This window comes from Streptomyces sp. NPDC051563 (genome assembly GCF_044454225.1).
Classification (GTDB): Bacteria; Actinomycetota; Actinomycetes; order Streptomycetales; family Streptomycetaceae; genus Streptomyces.
This window is the reverse complement of the sequence record NZ_JBITDL010000011.1, coordinates 1-22,064: the sequence shown is the minus strand read 5'-3', so window position 1 is coordinate 22,064 and position 22,064 is coordinate 1. Positions and strand designations below refer to the sequence as shown.

General features: G+C 72.7%; 17 protein-coding genes and 1 pseudogene. 10 read left to right on the top strand and 8 right to left on the bottom strand.

Translation table 11 applies throughout. The features are described 5' to 3' along the window. Positions 1–100 precede the first annotated feature (100 nt). The 3 genes from ACIA8F_RS14845 to ACIA8F_RS14835 form a co-directional block, all read right to left on the bottom strand. Complete coding sequence (locus ACIA8F_RS14845) at positions 101–1,114, bottom strand: TolB-like translocation protein (RefSeq protein WP_399378831.1); 1,014 nt, start codon at positions 1,112–1,114, stop codon at positions 101–103. Continuing rightward, the gene (locus ACIA8F_RS14840) at positions 1,111–2,475 is read right to left on the bottom strand and encodes an MFS transporter (protein ID WP_399378829.1); all 1,365 of its coding nucleotides are present in this window, start codon (positions 2,473–2,475) and stop codon (positions 1,111–1,113) included. Before ACIA8F_RS14840 ends, ACIA8F_RS14845 begins: the two co-directional genes overlap by 4 nt. Positions 2,476–2,639: 164 nt before the next feature. Further along, the gene (locus tag ACIA8F_RS14835; RefSeq protein ID WP_399378828.1) at positions 2,640–3,506 is read right to left on the bottom strand and encodes a glycosyltransferase; all 867 of its coding nucleotides are present in this window, start codon (positions 3,504–3,506) and stop codon (positions 2,640–2,642) included. Positions 3,507–3,924: 418 nt separating this feature from the next. Here ACIA8F_RS14835 and ACIA8F_RS14830 point away from each other — a divergent pair, with 418 nt between their 5' ends. The 7 genes from ACIA8F_RS14830 to ACIA8F_RS14800 all read left to right on the top strand — a co-directional run bounded on the left by ACIA8F_RS14830 (position 3,925) and on the right by ACIA8F_RS14800 (position 13,607). Beyond that, complete coding sequence (locus ACIA8F_RS14830; protein ID WP_399378827.1) at positions 3,925–5,031, top strand: Gfo/Idh/MocA family protein; 1,107 nt, start codon at positions 3,925–3,927, stop codon at positions 5,029–5,031. 88 nt (positions 5,032–5,119) lie between these two features. Further along, complete coding sequence (locus ACIA8F_RS14825; protein WP_399378825.1) at positions 5,120–6,133, top strand: NAD-dependent epimerase/dehydratase family protein; 1,014 nt, start codon at positions 5,120–5,122, stop codon at positions 6,131–6,133. Then, positions 6,130–7,302 carry a DegT/DnrJ/EryC1/StrS family aminotransferase gene (locus ACIA8F_RS14820; RefSeq protein ID WP_399378823.1) on the top strand — a complete coding sequence of 391 codons (1,173 nt, stop codon included), beginning with the start codon at positions 6,130–6,132 and terminating at the stop codon, positions 7,300–7,302. The genes ACIA8F_RS14825 and ACIA8F_RS14820 overlap by 4 nt, the downstream gene beginning before the upstream one ends. After that, positions 7,299–8,108 (top strand): NeuD/PglB/VioB family sugar acetyltransferase, encoded by an 810-nt coding sequence (locus tag ACIA8F_RS14815; RefSeq protein ID WP_399378821.1) that lies wholly within the window; start codon positions 7,299–7,301, stop codon positions 8,106–8,108. The genes ACIA8F_RS14820 and ACIA8F_RS14815 overlap by 4 nt, the downstream gene beginning before the upstream one ends. After that, entirely contained in the window at positions 8,105–9,220 is a 1,116-nt protein-coding gene (locus ACIA8F_RS14810; protein ID WP_399378819.1) for a DegT/DnrJ/EryC1/StrS family aminotransferase, read from the top strand. The genes ACIA8F_RS14815 and ACIA8F_RS14810 overlap by 4 nt, the downstream gene beginning before the upstream one ends. A gap of 44 nt (positions 9,221–9,264) precedes the next feature. Next, positions 9,265–12,564, top strand: a complete 3,300-nt coding sequence (locus ACIA8F_RS14805) for a DUF4082 domain-containing protein (RefSeq protein WP_399378818.1) — start codon at positions 9,265–9,267, stop codon at positions 12,562–12,564. Then, entirely contained in the window at positions 12,561–13,607 is a 1,047-nt protein-coding gene (locus tag ACIA8F_RS14800; protein WP_399378816.1) for a glycosyltransferase family 2 protein, read from the top strand. Before ACIA8F_RS14805 ends, ACIA8F_RS14800 begins: the two co-directional genes overlap by 4 nt. Positions 13,608–13,663: 56 nt before the next feature. Here the strand turns inward: ACIA8F_RS14800 and ACIA8F_RS14795 are convergent, their stop codons facing one another. Next, complete coding sequence (locus tag ACIA8F_RS14795) at positions 13,664–14,359, bottom strand: hypothetical protein (protein ID WP_399378815.1); 696 nt, start codon at positions 14,357–14,359, stop codon at positions 13,664–13,666. 82 nt (positions 14,360–14,441) lie between these two features. Between ACIA8F_RS14795 and ACIA8F_RS14790 the strand changes: the two genes are divergently transcribed. From ACIA8F_RS14790 to ACIA8F_RS14780, 3 genes and pseudogenes are all read left to right on the top strand, one after another. Further along, on the top strand, positions 14,442–16,487 hold the full coding sequence (locus tag ACIA8F_RS14790; protein WP_399378814.1) for an O-antigen ligase family protein: 2,046 nt from the start codon (positions 14,442–14,444) through the stop codon (positions 16,485–16,487). A 20-nt stretch (positions 16,488–16,507) separates the two neighbouring features. Continuing rightward, on the top strand, positions 16,508–17,425 hold the full coding sequence (locus ACIA8F_RS14785) for a glycosyltransferase (RefSeq protein WP_399378813.1): 918 nt from the start codon (positions 16,508–16,510) through the stop codon (positions 17,423–17,425). A 63-nt stretch (positions 17,426–17,488) separates the two neighbouring features. Then, positions 17,489–17,629: pseudogene (locus ACIA8F_RS14780) on the top strand (YbhB/YbcL family Raf kinase inhibitor-like protein); the annotation flags it as partial. A gap of 12 nt (positions 17,630–17,641) precedes the next feature. Here ACIA8F_RS14780 and ACIA8F_RS14775 read toward each other — a convergent pair. The 4 genes from ACIA8F_RS14775 to ACIA8F_RS14760 form a co-directional block, all read right to left on the bottom strand. Further along, the gene (locus ACIA8F_RS14775; protein ID WP_399378812.1) at positions 17,642–18,448 is read right to left on the bottom strand and encodes a glycosyltransferase family 2 protein; all 807 of its coding nucleotides are present in this window, start codon (positions 18,446–18,448) and stop codon (positions 17,642–17,644) included. Positions 18,449–18,465: 17 nt separating this feature from the next. After that, on the bottom strand, positions 18,466–19,539 hold the full coding sequence (locus ACIA8F_RS14770; RefSeq protein ID WP_399378810.1) for a hypothetical protein: 1,074 nt from the start codon (positions 19,537–19,539) through the stop codon (positions 18,466–18,468). A 55-nt stretch (positions 19,540–19,594) separates the two neighbouring features. After that, a complete protein-coding gene (locus ACIA8F_RS14765) occupies positions 19,595–21,034 on the bottom strand; it encodes an oligosaccharide flippase family protein (protein WP_399378808.1) in 1,440 nt (479 codons plus the stop codon). A 98-nt stretch (positions 21,035–21,132) separates the two neighbouring features. Further along, positions 21,133–21,897: a chain length determinant protein gene (locus ACIA8F_RS14760; RefSeq protein ID WP_399378807.1), complete on the bottom strand. Its 765-nt coding sequence runs from the start codon at positions 21,895–21,897 to the stop codon at positions 21,133–21,135. Between the last annotated feature and the right edge of the window lie 167 nt (positions 21,898–22,064).

Sequence of the window (22,064 nt, the reverse complement as noted above, 5' to 3'; positions counted from 1 at the left end):
CCAACGATTCTGCGGGCCCCCGGGTACGCCTGCGGGACCGGCGGGATGGAGCGCGCGGCCCGGGTGCGGAGCCGTCGCCCCGGCCGGTCGGCCCGGCCGGTCAGCCCAGCCGGGTGGGTGAGGAGGCGGCCGGCGCCAGGACGCGGGGGGTTCCGGTGCCGTCCGCCGGGACCGTCCAGAGGTCCGTGGTGTCCACGGAGCCGTCGGCGGGCAGGGCGTAGGCGAGGGTCCGGTCGTCGAGCCAGAGCGCCTGATCGTCCACGCTGCGCTTCTCCGCCAGCGGCTGCTCCCGCAACGACCGCAGATCCAGTACGTGTTCGCGCCACAGGGACGCACCGCGCTGGACCCGCTTCTTGTACGCGATGCGGGTCTCGTCGGGGGACAGGGACGGGCACTCGACGTTCGAGGCGAGGCTGGTGACTGTGCGCCGCGCGATCGAACCCTTCACGAGGTACGTCTGGTTGCCGGTGCCGAGGGTGGCGTAGAAGGTGTCGTCGTCCTTGGAGAAGGTGACGCCCCAGAAATTGGTGTCGTTCGCGCTGTAGGGACGGCCCTCCAGCTCGATGGAGAACTTCTCCAGGTCCGGTTCGAGCGTCCCCGTACGGGTGTCCACGATGGAGGTCCGGGTGGAGAAGAACGCCGCCCCGTAGGACTCCCCGGCGACGAAGACGGTCCAGGCGGCGAAGTGGCCGCTCGGGGAGACCCGGGCCCGCGAGGGCGTGCCCGCGAGCGGGAACTCGCGCAGCGTGCGCAGTTGGGAGTCGACGATCAGGGCCCGGTTCTGCTGGGAGAGGGTCCCCGGGGAGGAACTCAGGCAGACGCCGGTGCCGGCCGCGGCGTGGAACCGCAGGCAGGTGAGTCCCGAGGCGGTCCGCGCGTCCTGCGGTGAGCGGTCCGGTACGGAGACGAGCGCTCCGCGGTGCGGGCCCTGTGCGCCGTTGAGGAAGGCCAGGCCGCCGGGCCGGTCGAGCGTGACCTTGCCCGGGGCGGCCGTGGGGTCGCCCGCGCGGGTCTGCTCGGAACGGGTGGCGGCGCGCACCACCAGCACGCCGGCCGCGCCTCCGAGGAGCAGCACGGCCAGGGCGAGTACGAGCAGCCGGCGTGAGCGGGTCATCGGGTTCCTCGGGTCTGCGGGGCCGGGGCGGTGGCGCCGTCCGGGGCCGTGGGGCGGAGTACGAAACCGGCGACGGCCGCGCAGCAGCACAGGCCGGCCGCGGCGGCGGCGAGCGCCGGGCCCGAGCCCAGCGCCGTCCAGGCCGCGCCGAAGGCCAGCGAGCAGCCGAAGCGGGACAGTGCCTGGCCGGTGCCCACGAGCGCGATTCCGGTGGCCCGCAGCTTCGCGGGGACGGTCGCGGCGACGGCCGCGGGCAGCACCCCGTCGGTGGCGGCGTAGAACATGCCGTGCAGGGCCAGGACCAGGTAGGGGAGCGCGGGCAGGTGGGGGGCCCACAGGAGCAGCCCGTACCCGGCCAGCAGGAGGGCGTGCCCGCCGAGGAACACGGTGCGCCGCCCGATGCGGTCCGCCAGGGCGCCCGCCGGGACGGCCAGCAGCAGGAACACGGCCGCGGTGCCCAGGGGGAGCAGCGGGAACCACCGCTCGCCGATGCCGGTGCGGTCCTGGAGCAGCAGGTACAGGAAGGCGTCGCTGACGGTGGTGAGTCCGAGGAGGGCGGCGCAGGCCGCCAGGGCGCGCAGCCGGGGCAGCCGCAGCAGGCCCAGCGCGTCGCGCAGGTTCACCGCGTCCGGCTTCGGGGCGGCACCGGCGGCGGCTCCGGGGGCGCCGGGCTTGCGCGGAGCCGGGAGCGGGGGAGCGGCGGGTGCCGCGCGGGCGGGACCCGGCTCCGCGCCCGACGGGACGAACAGCAGGAGCACCACGACGCCCAGGGCGGCCACACAGGCGCTGACCCCGAAGACGGCGTCGTACCCGTCGACCGTCATGCTCAGGATGAAGAAGGCGGCGAGCGGCCCCAGCAGGGCCCCGGTGGTGTCCATGGCGCGGTGCACGCCGAAGGCCCGACCCTGCAACTCCGGCGGTGTGGACAGGGAGATCAGTGCGTCGCGGGGAGCCGTGCGCAGGCCCTTGCCGGTGCGTTCCAGGGCCAGGATCAGTGCCACCGGTCCGAGGCTGTGGGCGAGCAGCAGCAGTGGTTTGCAGGCCGCGGACAGTCCGTACCCGATACCGGCGATCAGCTTGTGGTTGCGAATCCGGTCGGCGAGGTGGCCGCCGGTCAGCTGCACCAGCGCGCTGACCCCGTTGTAGAGCCCGTCGAGGGCCCCGAAGCCGAGCGGGCTCAGGCCGAGTCCGGCGACGAGGTAGAGCGGCAGGACGGCGGTGACCATCTCGGAGGAGACGTCGGTGATCAGGCTGACGGAGCCCAGTGCGAGGACGGCCGAGGCGACCGCGGGTCCGCGGACGGGCGATCCGTCGGCGGTGGTCTTCGCGTCCTCGGGCGCGGAGCGGTCCGCGAGGTACATGCTTTCGAACTCCCGGTCGGGCGTCTGAACGGTGAGCCAGTCGTACGTGCGAATGGCACCTTAATGGGTGTACGGGCCAACTGGGCGGGATACGGCCGGATTCGGCCGCACGGCCCGGCCGCTCGGCCGCTCGGCCCTGCCGGCCGCACAGCCTCGTCGGCCGCTCAGCCCTGTCGGCTGCTCTCGTCGCGCAGCCAGGTGGAGAAGTCCCCGCTCCGGATGGCCTTGCGGGAGCCCCGGCGGGCCGCCAGGGCCGCCACGACGAAGACCAGCACCCCCGGGAGCAGCCGCGGCTGGGCCCGGAGCAGCGCCCGGAGGTCTCCCGTGCCGGTACGCGCGGACGGCGGGGGAGCGGCCGGCCCGGCGGCCTGCGCGGCCTGGAAGCCCTCCAGCTCGGCGGAGGAAGTCGCCGCCCGGATACGGCGTTTGATGAGATCGCCCCACGTGCGCGGCGGGAGGACCACGACCCTCGCCGAGTCCACCACCCGCCGCTCTCCCGGCGCGAAGGCCAGGGATGCGGCCAGGTCGTCGGCCATCAGCGGCGGCAGGGCGGCGAGCCGGGCGTGCCCCGGTTCGGTCACCGCGATCACCCCGCGCCCGAACAGGCCCTCGCGGACGGCCGGCAGGAGTTGCCAGACCCGGTAGTAGGCCCGGACGGGCCAGGCGCAGCCGGTAAGCGGAATGTCCCGGCCGGGGGCCGCGGCGAGCAGGGCCGGGCTGTCGGCGAGGGCGTCGGCGAGGGCTCGTACGTCGGCCGCGCCGACCACCACGTCCGCGTCCACGTAGAGCCGCGGGAAGCCGCGCGCGTGCTCGTCGCCCACCCGAAGTGCCTGATGTTTGGACGGAGTCGGTATCTCGACCACCCGGACGCGGGGGCCCCGCGCGGCGGCCACGGCGGCGGTGTCGTCGGTGCAGCCGTTGCACACCACGACGATGTCGGGCCCCGGAGCCGGGGATTCCGTCAGGAGCGCGTCGAGGAGCCGGCCGATGACCCGGCCCTCGTTGTGCGCCGGGATCACGATGCTGGTCACCCCGGAAGTATGCACGGTCGAACGCCCGTACCGACCGTTTCCTCCAACTCTCCCCGGGGGTACGCCCAGTGGTCTAGATTGAACGCAGCCGATGGGATTCGGCGTGTTTCGGCAACGCCGTCATCCACGCTGCAATCCGGTCGGCGCAGGGTAGTTGGGGCAGGTTACGGGTTCGGCGGCTTGGGGGAACAGGCCGCCTGTCCGGGGCCGGCCGGCGCTAGGGGTGCCGGACGGCCGGGGGGCGGAAGTACGTGGAACACGTACGGCATCGGTCGTGGGGGCCATCACCGTCGGACGGGTCACGCACGGGTCGCACAGGCGCCCGGCTTGCCCGCGACGGCACCCCCTTCCTTCGCACGCGTCCCGGCCATGGGTCGTCGACACGCCTGAGGGCGTGCGCGGAAGGAAAGGGAATGCTGTGAAGGACACCGCGAAGGACACCGGGCGGGACGCCACGGGCGCACGTGCGGGCGCGGGACGGACCGAGCCGTTAGGGGTCGCCGTCGTCGGAGCGGGCTACTGGGGCCCCAATCTCGTCCGCAACTTCCAGTCCAGTCCGGAGTTCAGGCTCCGCTGGCTGTGTGATCTGAACGTCGACCGGGCCCGGCAGGTGCTCGGCGGCTACTCGACGGTCCAGGCGACCGACGACTACGCGGCGGTCCTGGCCGACCCGGAGGTCGAGGCCGTCGCCGTGGCCACACCGGCCGGCACCCACCTCGACGTCGCCCTGGCCGCCCTGCGCGCCGGCAAGCACGTCCTCGTGGAGAAGCCGCTCGCCGCCACCTACGAGGACGGGCTGCGGCTGGTGAACGAGGCCGAGGAACGCGGCCTCACCCTGATGTGCGACCACACCTACTGCTACACCCCCGCGGTGGCCCGCATCCGGGACATGGTGCGCTCCGGCGAACTCGGCGACATCCAGTTCGTGGACTCGGTCAGGATCAACCTCGGGCTGGTCCAGAAGGACATCGACGTCCTGTGGGACCTGGCTCCGCACGACCTCTCGGTGCTCGACTTCATCCTCCCGGACAACGTCCACCCGGTCGCCGTCGCCGCCCACGGGGCCGACCCGATCGGGGCCGGCCAGTCCTGCGTGGCCTATCTGACGCTCCAGCTCAACACCGGCGCCATCGCGCACGTCCACGTCAACTGGCTGTCCCCGGTGAAGGTCCGCACCACCATGGTCGGCGGCTCCAAGCGCACGCTGGTGTGGGACGACCTCAACCCCACGCAGCGGGTTGCGGTGTTCGACCGCGGGGTCGACCTCACGGCCCCCCAGGAGATCGGCGCGGACGAGCGCCGCGACATGCTCGTCTCCTACCGGACCGGCGACATGGTGGCTCCCGCGCTCGGTGAGAAGGAGGCCCTGCGCAGCATGGTCGAGGAGTTCGCCGCGTCGATCAGGACGGGACGGCCGCCGCTCACCGACGGAAGGGCCGGACTGCAGGTGCTCGACATCCTCGAAGCAGCTTCCCGGAGCCTGGAGTTCAAGGGCGCCGTCGTCGGACTGCGCACCGGCCGTTGAGCGTTGACGACGCCGCCCGGTCCGCCGCCGCGTGCGGCGCGCCGGGCACAGCAGGCAAGACCATGACCGACTCAGTAGGGGCAGGGCGTTGAGCAGCGTACGAGGCAAGAAGATTCTGGTCACCGGCGGAGCGGGCACGATCGGCTCGCACCTGGTGGACCTGCTGGTGGACAAGGGGGCACGCGAGATCGTCGTGCTCGACAACTTCGTACGGGGACGCACCGCCAACCTGGCCCGCGCCCTGCCGAGCGGCGTGGTCGACCTGGTCGAGGGCGATATCCGGGACATATCCGCGGTCCGCAAGGCGACCGAGGGAGCCGACCTGGTCTTCCACCTGGCGGCGATCCGGATCACCCAGTGCGCCGAGGAGCCGCGGCTGGCCAACGAGGTGATGGTCGACGGGACCTTCAACGTGCTGGAGGCCGCCGCGGCCGCCGGCGTGGGCAAGGTCATCGCCTCGTCCTCGGCCTCGGTCTACGGGATGGCCGAGTCCTTCCCGACCACCGAGCGCCACCACGCGTACAACAACGACACCTTCTACGGGGCTGCCAAGGCCTTCAACGAGGGCGTGCTGCGCAGCTTCCACGCCATGTACGGGCTGGACTACGTCGCGCTGCGCTACTTCAACGTGTACGGCCCCCGGATGGACATCCACGGGCTGTACACCGAGGTGCTGATCCGGTGGATGGAACGGATCGCCGCGGGCGAACCGCCCCTGATCCTCGGCGACGGAACCCAGACCATGGACTTCGTCGACGTCCGGGACATCGCCAGAGCCAACCTGCTCGCCGCCGAATCGGACCTGACCGACGAGGTGTTCAACATCGCGAGCGGCTCCGAGACCAGCCTGCTCGACCTGGCGAACGGCCTCCTGGAGGCCATGGGAGCCGAGGGCCTGGCGCCGGAACACGGACCGGCCCGCGCCGTGAACGGGGTGACCCGCCGGCTCGCGGACACCTCGCAGGCCGCCGAGCGGCTCGGCTTCACGGCCGGGATCGACCTGCGCAGCGGGCTGCGGGACCTGGTCGAGTGGTGGCGGGCCGAGCGCGCCGCGGACGCGGCGTCCGCGGGTGACGCGGTAGCCGCGGAGGCCGGCCGATGAGCGCCCCGGACGCCGCGGCCGGCCCCGCGGCGGCGCCCGCCCGGATCCCCGTCATGATCCCGTGGCTCGGCGAGGACGAGGCAAGGGCCGCCTCCGACGCGGTCCTGTCCGGGTGGGTGGCCCAGGGGCCCAGGGTCGCGGAGTTCGAGCGGGCCTTCGCCGAGCGGGTGGGCGCGGAGCACGGCATCGCGGTGAGCTCCTGCACCACCGCCCTGCACCTCTCGCTCATCGCCCTGGACCTCGGTCCGGGGGACGAGGTCGTCGTCCCCTCGCTGTCCTTCATCGCCACGGCCAACGCGGTGCGCTACGTGGGCGCCCAGCCGGTGTTCGCGGACGTCGAAGAGGCCACCGGGAACCTGACCCCCGCCACCGTGGACGCCGTCCTCACCCCGCGCACCAAGGCGGTGATCGCCGTCCACCAGGGTGGGGTCCCGGCCGACGTGCACGCCCTGCGCGCCGCCTGCGCCGACCGGGGCCTCGCCCTGGTGGAGGATGCCGCCTGCGGCATCGGCGCCACGGTCGGCGGCAAATCGGTCGGCCAGGGCGCCCTGTTGGCCGCCTGGTCCTTCCACCCCCGCAAGGTGATCACCACCGGCGAGGGCGGCATGGTGACCACGGACGACGCCGCATGGGCCGAGCGGCTGCGGCGGCTGCGCGAGCACGGCATGAACGTGTCGGCGGCGCAGCGGCACGCGAGCAGCAAGCCGATCGCCGAGAGCTACCTGGAGGTCGGCTACAACTTCCGCATGACCGACATCCAGGCCGCGGTCGGCCTGGTGCAGCTGGGCAAGCTCGACGAGATCGTGGCCCGCAGGCGGTTCCTGGCCGCCCGGTACGCACAGCTCCTCGCCGGTGTCCCGGGCCTGACCCCGGTCCGGGACCCCGCGCACGGCGAGGGGAACTTCCAGTCGTACTGGGTGCTCCTGGACGAGGACTTCCCCGTCGGCCGCGACGAGCTCCTCGCGGCGCTGGCCGGGGCCGGGATCTCGGCCCGGCGCGGGATCATGGCCTCCCACCTGGAGCCGGCGTACGCCGGGCACGGTGCGGCGGCGCTGCCGGTGACCGAGCGCATCACCCGCGACTCGCTGATCCTGCCGCTGTTCCACACCATGACGCAGGAGCAGCAGGACCGGGTGGTGGCGGTGCTGCGCGAACAGGCGGGCGGATGAGCGGCCCGGCCGGCGGGACCCGATCCGCCGGCCGGACCGGTCCGCCCACCGAGGACCTGCTGATCGTCGGCGCGGGCGGCTTCGCCCGGGAAGCTGCCCAGGCCGTACGGGACGCGGCCGCCGCCGACCTGGCGGCCGGCCGGGCCCCGCGCTGGCGGCTCGCCGGGCACCTGGACGACGACCCGGCCCTGCACGGCCGGGAGGTCGACGGCGTCCCGGTCCTGGGCGCCTGCGCCCTGGTGCACGAACGCCCGGACGCCCGCGTGGTGGTCTGCGTGGGCAGCCCCCGCGACTACGGGGTCCGGGCCCGCCTGGTGCGGCGCTTGGCCCTGCCCGAGGGCCGGTACGCCACCGTGGTCCACCCCACGGCGGCGCTCTCCGGCTCCTCGGTGCTCGGGCCGGGCACGGTGGTGCTCGCGCACTGCGTCCTGACGGCGGCGGTACGGGTGGGAGCCCACGTGGCGGTCATGCCGCAGGTGGTCCTCACCCACGACGACGAGGTCGGGGACTTCGCGACCCTGGCCTCCGGGGTCCGCCTCGGCGGCGGGGTACGGCTGGGGCGCGGCGCCTACGTGGGCGCCGGCGCACTGGTCAGGGAGTACACGAAGGTCGGCGCCTGGTCGCTGACCGGGATGGGAAGCACGGTCCTGGCCGAGGTGCCGGCCGGCGAGGTGTGGGCCGGGAGCCCCGCCCGCCGGCTGCGCGAGGCAGGAGGCCCGGCGCTCGACGAGCTGCGGGCCGATGAGGCCGATGAGTCGAAGTACGGCCGCAGGCCGGAGACACGGATGGAGAGCACACCCGCATGAACCAGATACCGCTCGTCGACCTGAAGGCCGCGCACGCCGAGGTCGCGGACGAATTACGTGCGGGATTCGACCGCGTGCTGGCCGACACCGCCTTCATCGGCGGCGAGGAGGTACGGGCCTTCGAGCGCGAGTACGCGGCCTTCGCCGAGGTCGGACACTGCGTCGGCGTGGCCAACGGCACCGACGCCCTGGAGCTGGCGCTGCGGGCGAGCGGGGTGGGCGTCGGCGACGAGGTCGTGCTGCCCGCGAACACGTTCATCGCCACCGCCGGCGCCGTCGCCCGGATCGGAGCCCGGCCGGTCCTGGCCGACTGCCTCCCCGACACCCTGCTGCTGGACCCGCAGGCCGCGCTCGACGCGGTGACCAGGGCCACCCGCGCGGTGGTCCCGGTCCACCTGTACGGACAGTGCGCCGACACCTCCGCACTGGCCGCGGGCCTGCCCTCGTACGCCCGGCTCGTCGAGGACGCCGCGCAGAGCCAGGGAGCCTCCCGGGAGGGCCGCACCCCCGGCAGCGGCGGGATCGCCGCGACCAGCTTCTACCCGGGCAAGAACCTGGGCGCCTACGGGGACGCGGGCGCGGTGGTGACCGACGACGAGGAGGCCGCCGACCTGGTCCGGGCGCTGGCCAACCACGGCGGAGTGGCCAAGTACCGGCACGACGTGGCCGGTTTCAACAGCAGGCTCGACGGTCTGCAGGCCGTCGTGCTGCGGGCCAAACTGGCCCGGCTCGCCGGGGGGAACGAGGCCCGCCGGGCCGCCGCCGCCCGCTACGACGGGCTGCTCGCGGACCTGGCGGCCACGGGACGGCTCACCCTGCCGGTCACGGCGCCGGGCAACGTCCACGTATGGCACCTGTACGTCATCCGGGTCAGCGGCGCGGACCGCGACGCGGTCGTCGGCAAGCTCAACGCGGAGGGCATCGGCGCGGGCGTGCACTACCCGGCCCCGGTCCACCTCACCCCGGCCTTCGCCCACCTCGGGCACGGCCGCGGCGCCTTCCCGCACGCCGAGCTGGCCGCCGACCGGATGCTCTCCCTGCCGCTCTTCCCCCAGATCACCGCCGCCCAACAGCAGCGGGTCGTGGACGCGCTCTCAGCAGCGCTGCGCTGACGCCAGGCGTCGCATCACCCCAGGCACTCCCAAATGAGGTTCGGATGAACAGACGGACAAGGCTGCTGCGGTACGGGCTCTTCACCGTGGTGGCAGCCCTGATGGCGGCGGCGCTGCCGCCATCGGTGGCGGTCGCGGCGGACCCGTGCGGCCCAGGCTCCAACGCGATCGTGTGCGAGAACTCGAAGGCGGGCACGCCGATGTCCGACTGGTTCGCACCCAGCGCCTACGGCGACATCAAGGGTTTCCCGGCCCAGACGAGCGTGCAGGCGGGCGAGACCCTGCAGTTCAAGATCCAGTCGCCCACCCCCTACAAGGTCTCGGTCTACCGGCTCGGCCACTACGGGGGTGACGGGGCCCGCCTGATGTCCACCCCGGCCCAGGCGGCGCAGACGTACCCGGCCAACTTCCCCCAGGGCGGCAACCCGAAGAGCTGCACCACCAAGCCGGCCACCGGCCTGGTCGACTGCGGCAACTGGCCGGTCACCTCGACCTGGACGGTGCCCTCCGACGCCGTCTCCGGTCTCTACATAGCCAACTTCGACCAGGCGGACGGCAACGGGGTCATGCCCTACCCGTTCGTGGTCCGCAACGACGCCAGCCACTCCGACATCGTCGTGCAGACCAGTGACCAGACCTGGCAGGCGTACAACAACTACGGCGGCCAGGACCTGTACGACGGCGGCGGCCCGGCCCCCGACGGCCGTGCCTACGAGGTCAGTTACAACCGGCCGATGGACATCGGCGGCGAGAACGGGATCTACGGGTCCGAGTACCAGATGGTCGCCTGGCTGGAGCGCAACGGGTACGACGTCAGCTACATGTCCGGCATCGACATGTCGACCAGGGGCGCGACCCAGCTGCAGAACCACAAGGTGTTCATGTCCTCCGGGCACGACGAGTACTGGACCCAGGACCAGTTCACCAACGCCCTGAACGCACGCCACGCGGGCGTCAACCAGACCTACTTCGCCGGCAACGAGGTCTTCTGGAAGACCCGCCTGGCCCCCAGCATCGACGGCGCCAACACCGCCAACCGGACCCTGGTCTGCTACAAGGAGACCAAGCTCTCCTTCCCGCAGCCCAACGGCATCCCCGACCCGAGCGGCATCTGGACGGGCACCTTCATGGACCCGGCCAGCGCCACGAACGGCCGGCCCTACCAGCCGCAGAACCAGGTGACCGGCTCGCTGTTCAGCGTGAACGGCTACCGGAGCGACGCGATCACCGTCCCCGGCGCCTACGCCAAGATGCGGCTGTGGCGGGGCACCACCGTCGCGAACCTGACCCCCTCCCAGACCGCCACCTTCCCCGTCGGCACGCTCGGCTACGAGTGGGACAGCGACGTGGAGGACGCGGCCCGCCCGCCGGGGCAGATCGCGATGTCCTCCACCACGGTGGACATCACCGACGGCAAGTACCGCCTGGACTACGGGAACACGTACGGCAACGGCACCGCGACGCACAGCCTGGTCGCCTTCCGGGACCAGACCTCCAACGCGCTGGTCTTCGGCTCCGGCACCGTGCAGTGGTCCTGGGGCCTGACCAACATGCCGACCGGAAACCCGGACGACGCGGTGGTCACCGAGGACAAGCGGATGCAGCAGGCGACGGTCAACATCTTCGCCGACATGGGGGTCCAGCCCAAGTCCCTGCAGAGCAACCTGCTCCTGGCCACCGCCTCCGCGGACCACACCGGTCCGGCCATCACCGTGACCAGCCCGGCGGCGAACGCCACGGTGCCCGCCCTGCGTCCCGTGACCATCACGGGCACCGCCACCGACAGCGGCGGCGGGGTCGTGGCCCGCGTGGAGGTCTCCACCGACGGCGGAACCACCTGGAAGGCCACCACCGGCGTCGGGTCCTGGACCTACAAGTGGACCCCGACCGTGCCCGGTTCCGCGCAGATCAAGGTCCGCGCGGTGGACGACAGCGTGAACATCGGCGCCACCACCACCGTGCCGCTGACCGTGGGACCCCAGCAGTGCCCCTGCACCGTCTGGCCCGCCGCGGCCGTACCGGGCACCGTCAACGCCGGTGACGGCAGCGCCGTCGAACTCGGCGTGAAGATCCGCTCCTCGGTGCCCGGTTCGATCACGGGCGTCCGCTTCTACAAGTCCCCGGCCAACACCGGCACCCACACGGGCAGCCTGTGGACCAGCTCCGGCCAGCGACTGGCCACGGGCACCTTCACCAACGAGACGGCATCGGGCTGGCAGCAGCTCAACTTCTCCTCGCCGATCCCGGTCAAGGCCAACACCACCTACATCGCCTCCTACTTCGCCCCCAACGGCGGATACTCCTTCGACACCACCTTCGCCTCGGCCGACGCCGGACTGGCTCCGTTCACCGCACTGAAGAGCGGCACCGACGGCGGCAACGGCGTCTACCGCTACAGCGGCACCGGCGGGTTCCCGTCCACCGCCTCCTCCGGCAGCAACTACTGGGTGGACGCCGTCCTGGACACCGCCACCGCGAGCACGACGCCCCCGACCGTCACCTCGACCAGCCCGCAGTCCGCAGCGACCGGCACGGCGATCACCGCAGCGGTGAAGGCCACCTTCAGCACGGCCGTCGACGCCGACACCCTGGTGTTCACCGTCAAGGACCCCAGCGGCGCCACCGTCCCGGGCAGCAAGGTCCTGGACATCTCCAACGTCGCCACCTTCACCCCGTCCACCGAACTGCTGCTGGGCACCACCTACACGGCATCGGTCAAGGCCGAAGACCTGTGGGGCAACGCCATGGCGGCGCCGGTCACCTGGACCTTCACCACCAGCACGAGCCCGCCGGCGGTGAACTGCCCCTGCACCCTGTGGGGTCCGAGCGCCACTCCGAGCACCGCCAACGTCGGCGACGACACCAACTCCGTCGAACTGGGCACCCGTTTCCAGTCCACGGTAGGCGGCTACGTCACCGGCATCACCTTCTACAAGGGCCCCGGGAACACCGGCACACACACCGGCAGCCTCTGGTCCGCCGACGGCACGCTCCTGGCCACCGGAACCTTCGGCAGCGAAACCCTTTCCGGCTGGCAGCAACTGCACTTCGCCACGCCGGTGGCCATCACCGCGAACACCGAGTACGTGGCCTCGTACCACGCGCCGAACGGCAAGTACTCCGTGGACGGCGGCTACTTCAGTGCCGCGCACCGCTCCTACCCGCTGGTGGCCCCGGCCGACGGCGGCGGCGCGAACAACGGCAACGGCCTCTACAAGTACGGGTCGGCCACGGTCTTCCCGAACAACACCTTCGGATCGGTGAACTACTGGGTCGGCCCCGTCTTCACCACCACGGCCCCCGCCCCGCTCACCGAGGGATCCACGGAGGTGTCCGGCCAGTGAGCACGGTCAGCGTGGTGATCCCCTGCTACAAGTACGGCCACTTCCTGGCCGACTGCGTCAAAAGCGTCCTGGACGAACAGGTGGGCGTCGACGTACGGGTACTGATCATCGACGACGCCTCTCCCGACGACTCCGCGAAGGTCGCGCGCGCCCTCGCGGCCGCCGATCCGCGGATCGAAGTCCGGGTGCACGAGAAGAACCAGGGCCACATCGCCACCTACAACGAGGGCCTGCTGGAGTGGGCGGACGGGGACTACGTCGCCCTGCTCTCCGCCGACGACCGGCTGGTCCCCGGCGCCCTGGTGCGCGCCGCGGCCCTGCTCGACGCCCACCCGGAGGCCGGTTTCGCCTACGGCAGGCCGCTGCGGTTCCAGCACGGCGGGCCGCTGCCCGCGGCCCGCACCCGGTCCACCGGTTCGGTGGTCTACCCCGGGCGCTGGTGGCTGGAGCGGCGCTTCCGGGAGGGCACCGGATGCATCACCTCGCCCGAGGTGGTCGTGCGCGCCAGCCTCCAGCGGAAGGTCGGGGGCTACGACCCGGACCTTCCGCACGCGGGGGACATCGAGATGTGGATGCGGCTCGCCGCCCATGCCGACGTGGGCTACGTCAGGGGCGCCGATCAGGCCTTCTACCGGGTCCACGGCAACAACATGTCCACCACCGACTTCGGTGGGCAGCTCGACGACCTGCGCCAGCGCCTCGTCGCCTTCGACTCGGTGCTGGACAAGTGCGGCGGACTGCTCCCGGAGGCGGCCCGGCTGTCGACGGCGGCCCGCACCCGGCTCGCCCGGTACGCCCTGCGGCGTGCCTACCGGGCCTACGACCGCGGGCGCACCGGGGTGGTCCCGGTGGAGGAGCTGGAGGCCTTCGCGGCCGAATGCCTGCCGCAGTACACCTCGCTCGCCGAGTACGGGGCCCTGCGCCGGCGCCGGCGGATCGGGGCCCGCGCGATGCCGTACCTCCAGCCGCTCGTGCTGTCGGCCGTCGCCGACCGGGGGCGCGAATGGCTCTGGTGGCAGTCCTGGAAGCGCCGAGGGATCTGATGACACCGCACCACCGCTCCGAACCAGGGGCGTTGGCGGCCGGGCGGCCCGCTGGATCAGCGGGCCGCCGCGGCCGTCGGCACGGGGCTGCGGCCCCGTTCCGGCCCGCCGTTCCCGGCGTCGGCGCGTTCGCGCCGGCGCCGGGCGCGGCCCGCCAGGAACTGATCGGTCCACAGCGCGCCGGCCACCCCGCAGATCACGGCCAGGACGGCCGTACCGGCCAGTCCGCGGCTCTTGGTGCCGAGTTGCGCCACCGCGGACGGCGGTACGAGCAGCGTGACGCTCATCCGGCCGGCCGCGGGAATCTTCTGCTCGGCCTGCATGTCAGAAAGGTGCTTCCCGTAGACCTCGACGACCTTGAGCACCGAACGGTCGGCCGTGGCCGGGTCCGTGTGCTCCGCCTGGATCTGGAGGGAGGGGATCAGATAGCGCGGGGTCACGCTCGTGCCGCTGTTGCGCGGGATCAGCCGGTAGGTGCCCCGCACCCCGGCGGCGCGCAGCTCGGCCTCCCCGTCGGAGGAGTCCAACTGCTGTACCGCGGCGAGGGACACGGCGGCCAGCGGCGGCTGCAGATTGGCGAGCTGGTTCGGCTGGTTGCCGGTCACCGGCGGCTTCAGGACGACGATCGCGGTGCTCACGTACGTCGTCGTGGGGCGGAGCACCTGGAGTGCCCCGGCGGCCGCGAGCACTGCCGCCAGGACCAGCACGTACCAGCGGCGGAGCAACGTGCGGAACAGCTCACCAGGCGACACAGGATTCCTTCCGTCGTGTTCGATCTTCCCAGGACGCCGGGCAACACGCCAACGGTTCCCGGTCAGTTGCGAGGGAGCCTTCGTGAACATCGGTGAGATAGCAGCCGTACTGCGGCGCCGCTGGTACGTCATGGCCCCCCTGACGCTGTGCGGGATCCTCGCGGGCGCACAGCTGTTCCAGTCGGTTCCGGTCTCCTACCAGTCCCAGAGCTCGGTGGCCCTGCTCGACTCCACGGCCGTGGCCCAGCTGGCCCCCACCTTCGGCAACCCCATCGCGAACGCGGGCGGTTCGCTCGTCGTGACCGCCGACGTGCTCATCAGGACCCTGTCGGGCGCCGACGCGGCCCGGGACCTGCACGGGCTCGGGGTCACCGATCCCTACACGGTCGGCTTCGCCGCGAACGCCTCCGGCCCGATGCTCACGCTGACCGTCACGGGAACCAACCGGGACAAGGTACTCAAGGAAACCAGTCAGCTCACCGACTTCGCCGGGGAACAGCTCAACGCGCTCCAGGCGGCCGCCAAAGTACAGCCCGCGTACTTCGTGCAGACCGCACCCGTGGTGCTGCCGCAGACCCCGAAACCCCAGCTGAAGACCCGCTACCAGCAGGTCCTGGCCGTACTCATCGCCGGCCTGGTCGCCGGATTCACCGCCTCCTTCGTCCTGGAGAGCCTGCTCGTGAGCCGCCGGCGCCGGCGCGAGGCCGCCGAGGCCGCCGCCGGCACGGCCGCCCCGCGGCGCAGGCGGACCCGCCACCGCGAGCTGGACGCCACCGCACTGCTCACCGGCTACCTGGGGCTGGCCTTCTTCATCCCCTCGAACCTGACCCTGCCCGGCCTGGGCGGCGTCGGCACCCCGGCCAACGTCTTCGCCCTGCTGGCCCTGTTCTGGTACCTGGCGACCTGGCTGACCGGCCGGATCAGACCGGCACCCGGCACCCGGCTGCCGCGGGTCGTGATGTGGCTGCTGGCCGTCTCGGTCCTGGCCTCGTACCTGGCGAACGCCTCCCGGGGCAGCTCCCACAAGGAGGTGCTGGGCGCCGACCGGGGACTGATCGGCCTGCTGGTCTGGGTATCGATCGTGGTGCTGATCTCCGCCGGGATCCAGGACCGGGCGCGCCTGGACGTGCTGCTGCGCCGGGCCGTGGTGATGGGGGCGGTGGTCGCCGCCATCGGCTACTACGACTTCTTCACCGCGACGAACATCGCCGAGAAGATCAGCATCCCGGGGCTCCAGTCGAGCGTCGCACAGATCACCACCCTGGACCGCGGGGCGTTCACCCGGCCGCGCTCGACCACCGCGCAGCCGCTGGAGTTCGGCGGCATGCTCGCCCTGCTGCTCCCCTTCGCGATCCAGCAGGCCTTCGACCCGGCCCGGGCGCAGCTGACGCGCTGGCGCCGCTGGGCTCCGGTGGCGCTGATGGGCGGCGCGCTGCCGCTGACGGTGTCACGGACCTCCATCATCGGAGCCCTCATCGTGGTGCTGGTGATGGTGCCCCGGTGGAAGCCGCAGCGCCGGTGGACCACCTTCGGCCTGCTGCTCGGCTCGGTGGCCGTCTTCAAGGTCATGGTCCCCGGACTGATCGGCACGATCACCACGCTCTTCGCGTCCTTCGTGTCGAACTCCGACAGCAGCACCCAGGCCCGCACCGTGAAGTACAGCGCGATCGTGCCCTACCTGGAGGAGCACCCGCTGTTCGGCCGGGGCCTGGGCACCTTCACCCCCGACCTCTACTTCTTCACCGACAACCAGTACATGCTGACCCTGGCGGAGATGGGCCTGCTGGGCCTCGTCGCGCTCCTGGCGCTGTTCCTCGCCGGAATCCACCAGGGCGGCGCCATCCGCCGCCTCGCCGCCGACGAGTCCGACCGGGAGCTCGGCCAGGCCTTCTTCGCCTCGGCCCTCGTCGCCCTGGTCAGCGCGGCCACCTTCGACGCCCTCAGCTTCCCGATGTTCGCCGGGATGTTCTTCCTGACGATCGCCGCCGGAGGCAGCTACCTCGGCTTCATCCGGCGCGCCGCGCCCGAGCCCCGAAACGTGGAGTCCCCGTGCCTTGCGACCGCACCGCTTCCAGTTCTCCAGCCGACCGCCACCCGGACCAGCCGGATGCAGAAGACGGCCCGGTAGCGGGCCCGGTATCCGGCCCCGTGGCTGTCCTCGTCGTCACCTGGAACAGCGCCCGGGTGATACCGGAGTTCCTCGCCTCCCTGCCGGAGGGCATGGCCGGCGTCGACTGGCGGCTGGTCGTCGCCGACAACGACTCCGCCGACGGCACCGTGGACCTCGTCCGGTCGCTGGCCCCCGAGGCCACGGTCGTGGAGACCGGCCGCAACGCGGGCTACGCCGCCGGGGTGAACGCCGCCCTGGCGGCCGCCGCCGGATGGGAAGGCGGCTTCCGCGCCGCCCTGGTGTGCAATCCGGACATCCGGATGCGGCGGGGCTGCGCGGAGCTGCTCGTCGGTGCGCTCGGCGACCCGGTGGAGGGAGGCGGGCGGGTGGGGATCAGCGTCCCGCTGCTGTACGAGGAGGACGGGACGCTCCACTACTCGCTGCGCCGGGAGTCCCGGGTGACCCGGGCCCTGGGCGAGGCCGTGATCGGCAACCGCCGCGCGGGGCGCTTCCCGCGCTGGAGCGAGCTGGTCACCGACCGGGGTGCGTACGGGCGCAGGACGGTGGCCGACTGGGCGACCGGCGCGCTGATGGCGCTCTCCCGGGAGTGCCTGGAGGTCTGCGGAGCCTGGGACGAATCGTTCTTCCTGTACTCGGAGGAGACCGAGTACTGCCTGCGGGCCGGCGACCACGGCTTCGCCACCCGGCTCGAACCCGCCGCCTCGGCCGTCCACCTCGGCGGGGACTCGCAGGTCTCCCCGCGCCTGTGGACCCTGCTGACCCTCAACCGCGTACGCCTCTACGGCCGCCGCCACTCGGCACCCGCCACCGCGGCCTTCCGCGCGGCCGTGCTGCTACGGGAAACCTCCCGGGCGGCCCTGGGCCGCCCGGCGAACCGGGCCGCGGCACGGGCCCTGGTCAGCCGGACCGCCCTGCGCACCACCCCGGGGCCCTGAACGGGCGGGCGGTGAGGCACGGCATCTCCCGGGCAGAGCGGGCGGCACTCGTCCCACGGACCCCACTCCTACGTCTTCCAGCTCTTCGCGCTCTCCGAGAGCGCCGGCCTGTCCGACGGCTGCACCCTCGACCAGATGGTCACCGCCATCGCCGGGCACGTGGCCGGCCGGGCCCGCCTCGACGGCACGTACGAGATCGCCTGACCCGGACGGCGCCTACGACGGGGCCGTCGGGCCGTCCCAGGCGGTGTAGAAGCTCTCCGGGTTGACCAGGTAGCGGACGGTGGGGCGGGGCAGGTGGCGGACCTCGTGGCGGCGGCTGTAGCGGCGGACGAGCTCCCAGTCCTCGCGGGGCAGCACCTCGGGGGTCCGCCGCAAGCGGCTGAAGTACAGGGCCGGCGTGCGGCGCGCCACGAAGGCATTGGTGTCGAGGAAGGCCTCGTGCGCGGAACGGCGCCGGTCGAAGGGCACCGACAGCACGTCCCGCTGGGTGCCGTCGGGAAGCATCCTGCGCAGCGCCGTGTACACCGCGTCCGGGCCGCCCGGCGACTCCAGGGCCGTCAGGGCCTGCTCCAGGTGGTCCGGCTCCCACAGGTTGTCGTCGTCCAGGAAGGCCACGTACCGCGAGCGGCTGAGCCGTATCCCCACATTGCGCACCACCCCGGCCGTGGCCGTGTTCCGGTCCAGGGACACCGCGAAGAGCCGCGGATCCGCGGGGAGTTCGGGTAGACCCGCGCCGTCGTCCACGACGACTACCACCTGGTCGGTCACGGTCTGCGCCAAGGCCGAGCCCACCGCCGCCCGCAGCGCCTCGGGACGGCGGTGGGTGGCGATCACGGTGGCCACCAGGGCGGACGGCGGCCGCTCCAGGAGCGCGCCCAGCCGGCCGGTCTCCGCGTTCTCGAACCGGCGCAGCCGCAGGGCGGAGGGGGCCAGCAGGAGCTTGTTCCTGGCCTCGAAGAGCACCAGCCAGCCGAAGGCCCGCTTGAGCAGCTCCCAGGGGGCCCGGGCGATGCGGCGCATGGATGTCCTTTCGGTGGTCAGGGGGAGGGTTCGGGTACGACGGGACGCCCGTCCGACATGCGGTTGCCGCGCCACACGTTGCCCGCGCCGCCCGCGTTCCATGCGGCGACCGCCCCGTAAAGACCGCTCTTGGGGTGGTACTGGGTGGAGAACACGTTGTCCGTGACCTGGATTCCGGTGGCCCCCGGGCCGCCGCCGTAGAGTGCGTACGCCCCTCCGGCCAGCCAGTTGCGGTCGACGATCACGTTGGAGACCACGCCGGTGTCGGCGAAGAGACCGAGCGCCGCACTGGCGCCCTTGTCGATCGGGACGGAGTTCAGCAGGGTGTTGTGGCGGATCGTCAGCCGGCCCTTGTTGCCGCCGCCGCTGATCACGGCGTCGGTGTGCTGCCACTCGCCGCCCAGGTTCCGGAAGGCGACGATGTCGTGCACGTAGTTGTCGTGCAGATCGCCCTGCCCCATGGACAGGGCGTTGCCGAACACCGAGATGTCGCACCAGCCGACCTCGACGGAACTCTCACCCATGTTGGACACCGCGTAGTTGACGCCGCCGTTGTCGGGACCCTTGCCCGGCAGAGCGGTGATCGTGGTGTGCAGGACGCGCAGGCCCTTGAAGCCCGGACGCAGGTTGACCCCCCACCAGTTGGTCGAGGTGATCCGGCTGTCGATGATCGTGACGTTGTCGGCGTACACGTCCAGCGAACCGCGGATGTCCCAGCCCTTGATCACCATGCCGTCGGTCTTGACCGACATGTTGCCCGTGTCGTGCCGCTCCAGCGCGATCCGCGGGCCGGTGGACCGGGCGTCCGGGAAGCCGCAGGCGCCGGGCGAAGTGGCGGAGCAGACGGGGCCCGGAGCGGGTGCGGGCGGTGCGCTGCCGCTCGGCGGGGGCGTCGGCGACGGGGAGGCCGGGGTCGGGGAGGGGCTCGGGCTCTCCGACGGGGAGGGCGATGCGGAGGGGTCGACGGGCACGGGCAGGGGGAGGGGCTTCTCCTGGCCGGGGCATTCGAGGGCGCTCTCGGGGCAGGAAGCGGCCGCCGACTCGCTACGGCCCGTCCGCTCGGCCTGGTAGAGGGTCAGGGCGGCGATCACTAAGAACCCGGCCAGCAACCAGGCCCACAGTCGTCTGCGGAGGCGTGCCATGGTGTCAGTCCTTCATCGTCGTGGCCGCGGCGGCCGGTGCGGACCCGCGGAGGAATCCCAGGCTGGGCAGGACACACACGGCATAGCACAGGGTGGCGGCGGCCGCGGTCCCCAGGAGGGCCGGAACGCCGTCGCCGAGGAGCCGTTGCAGACCGAGGGCCACGCCCGTCATCACGGCCCCGCCGAGGAACGGCCAGGCGCAGGCGCGGGCCACCGTGCCCAGCCCCACGCCGCCGCGGTGCAGGGCGAAGAGGAACACCGGCACCACGACGGCGCCGGCGACCAGGACGTGGCCCTGCGCCACCCCCTCGATCCCGTTCGCGCCCGCGCCGGCGACCAGCACCGGGAGCAGGACGACGAGCCACAGCCCCTGCACCCCGATGAGGGAGCGCCGGTGTCCGATGGCCACCAGGCAGTCGTAGGCCAGTTCGCAGCCGATCCGGACCAGTCCGAGCCCCATCAGCCAGGGGAGCGCGGCGGCGGCGGGCAGCCAGCGTTCTCCGTAGACGAGTTCGACGAGGGGTCCGGCGAGGGCGGCCAGCAGCACGCAGAGGGGCACCGTGGCCGTCATCACCACGCCGAGGGCGCGGCCGAAGCCGCCGGCCAGTGCGCCGGGCCCGCCGCCGGTCTCGCTGTCCGCCAGCCGGGAGAACCCGGCGAAGGAGACCCGGCGGGCCGCCTCGGAGATGATCCGGACGGGCCAGCCGGAGATGTTGAAGGCGAGCACGTAGAAGCCGAGGGCCAGCTGGTCCAGGGAGGAACCCACCACCATCGTGTCCACGTTGACGACCCCGAGCGCGAGCATGCTGGCCCCGGCGAGCGGGAGCCCGAAGCGCAGCAGGGCGCGCGCCTGCTCCCGGTCCCAGCCGAACCGCAGGGTGCCGGGCGCGGCCAGGCAGCAGCCGACCAGCGCGGCCACGTTGCCCGCGACGGACCCCCAGGCGAAGCTCATCGCCCCCCAGCCCTGGACGGCGAGCAGCAGGGTCACCGCGGTGCTCAGGACGAAGTTGAGGGCGTCGATGGCCATCCGGCGGCCCTGCTGGAACTCCCGGGTGAGGAAGCCGGCGGGCACCTGCGAAAGCCCGTCGAGGACCACGCACACGCACATCACGCGCAGCACCCCGGAGGCCTCGGGGGAGCCGAGCACCCGGGCCACCAGGGGGGCCGCCGCGAACAGGCCCGCGTACAGCAGCAGGCTGGAGGCGGCGCTCAGGGTGAGGACCGTCGGGGCGAAGCGGCGGGGGTCGCCCTCCCAGCGCACGATGGCCAGGGAGACCCCGAGCTCGTTCGCCGAGAGCAGGACCAGCAGGACCGTCTGGGCGATCCCGTACACGCCCCAGGCCTCGGGTCCGAGGAAGAAGCGGGCGAGGATGATGCCGGTGACGAAGTTGCCCAGGCGCATCACCATGGTGTTGACCAGGCTCCACCGGGCGGCGGATCCCACCTTGCGCCCCAGGGACGGCGCCCCGGACGGTGCCTGGGGCGGGCCCCCGGACGGCCCCCCGGGCGGTTCCTGGGTGCCCGCGTCCGTGGTGGGCGCGGTCACTGCGAGGCCTTGGAGCGGAAGGCCGACGGGGGCAGGACCTTGAGGGCCATCGTGGCCGTCGGGTCGGCGGCGCGGGCGTGCTCGCCGGGACCTGCGTCGGCATCGGGGTCCTCGGGCGGACCCTGACCGGCCTCCAGCGGCTTGCGCCGGCCGGGCTTGTCGGCCTTGCGGCGCCGGGCCTCGACGAAGAAGGTGGCCACCAGACTGAGGACGAAGCCCAGCGCCGCCGCCATCACCAGGTACTGGAGCCGGGTCTTCGTCTGCGCCTCGGGCTTCTGCGGCGGCACGATCGTCGCCATCCGGATCATCGCCTCCGGGGTCACCGACTGCTGGGCCTGGAACTCCAGGAGCCGCTTCTCGGCGTACGCGGTGAAGAGCTTGTCGGAGTTCAGGACGGCGGCGGGGTCGGTGCCGGTGACGCTCAGCCACATGAAGGGCCCCTGGGCGTTGTCGGCGATCTTCGCCTCGTACACGCCGGTGAGTCCCTGGGCCTTGAGGTCGGCCTTGGAATCGTCCGAGTTGAGATTGCGTGCCAGCCCGTCTGCCATGCCGGTGAGCGAGGCCTGGGTGCTCAGGAAGGGGTTGCCGTCGAAGGCGACCGTGGCCTTCTTCGAGTTCAGGAGGGTCACGGTGCTCTGTGACCGGTACTCCACCGGGACCAGCAGGTACACGCCGGTGATGAGCGCGGCCGTGAGCAGCAGCCCGGGCAGCAGCACGTACCAGCGCCTGCGCATGACCCGCCAGATCTCCGCGAGGTCCATCAGCCTTCTTTCGATCCAGGTGGAACAGAGGTGGAAACGTTGCCGTGGGCGGGGGGGGCCCCCCGGGCCCCCCCGGGCCCCCCCGCCCCCGCGCGAGAAGACGGGGGGGGCGCCCGCGCCCGCCCGCGCGCCGCGGGCGGGGGGGCCCCGCCGGGGGGGCGCGCGCC

Coding starts and splice junctions, on each gene's coding strand:
- ACIA8F_RS14845 (WP_399378831.1), bottom strand. CDS start 1,114: ATGACCCGCTCACGCCGGCTGCTCGTACTCGCCCTGGCCGTGCTGCTC.
- ACIA8F_RS14840 (WP_399378829.1), bottom strand. CDS start 2,475: ATGTACCTCGCGGACCGCTCCGCGCCCGAGGACGCGAAGACCACCGCC.
- ACIA8F_RS14820 (WP_399378823.1), top strand. CDS start 6,130: ATGAGCGCCCCGGACGCCGCGGCCGGCCCCGCGGCGGCGCCCGCCCGG.
- ACIA8F_RS14815 (WP_399378821.1), top strand. CDS start 7,299: ATGAGCGGCCCGGCCGGCGGGACCCGATCCGCCGGCCGGACCGGTCCG.
- ACIA8F_RS14810 (WP_399378819.1), top strand. CDS start 8,105: ATGAACCAGATACCGCTCGTCGACCTGAAGGCCGCGCACGCCGAGGTC.
- ACIA8F_RS14805 (WP_399378818.1), top strand. CDS start 9,265: ATGAACAGACGGACAAGGCTGCTGCGGTACGGGCTCTTCACCGTGGTG.
- ACIA8F_RS14775 (WP_399378812.1), bottom strand. CDS start 18,448: ATGCGCCGCATCGCCCGGGCCCCCTGGGAGCTGCTCAAGCGGGCCTTC.
- ACIA8F_RS14760 (WP_399378807.1), bottom strand. CDS start 21,897: ATGGACCTCGCGGAGATCTGGCGGGTCATGCGCAGGCGCTGGTACGTG.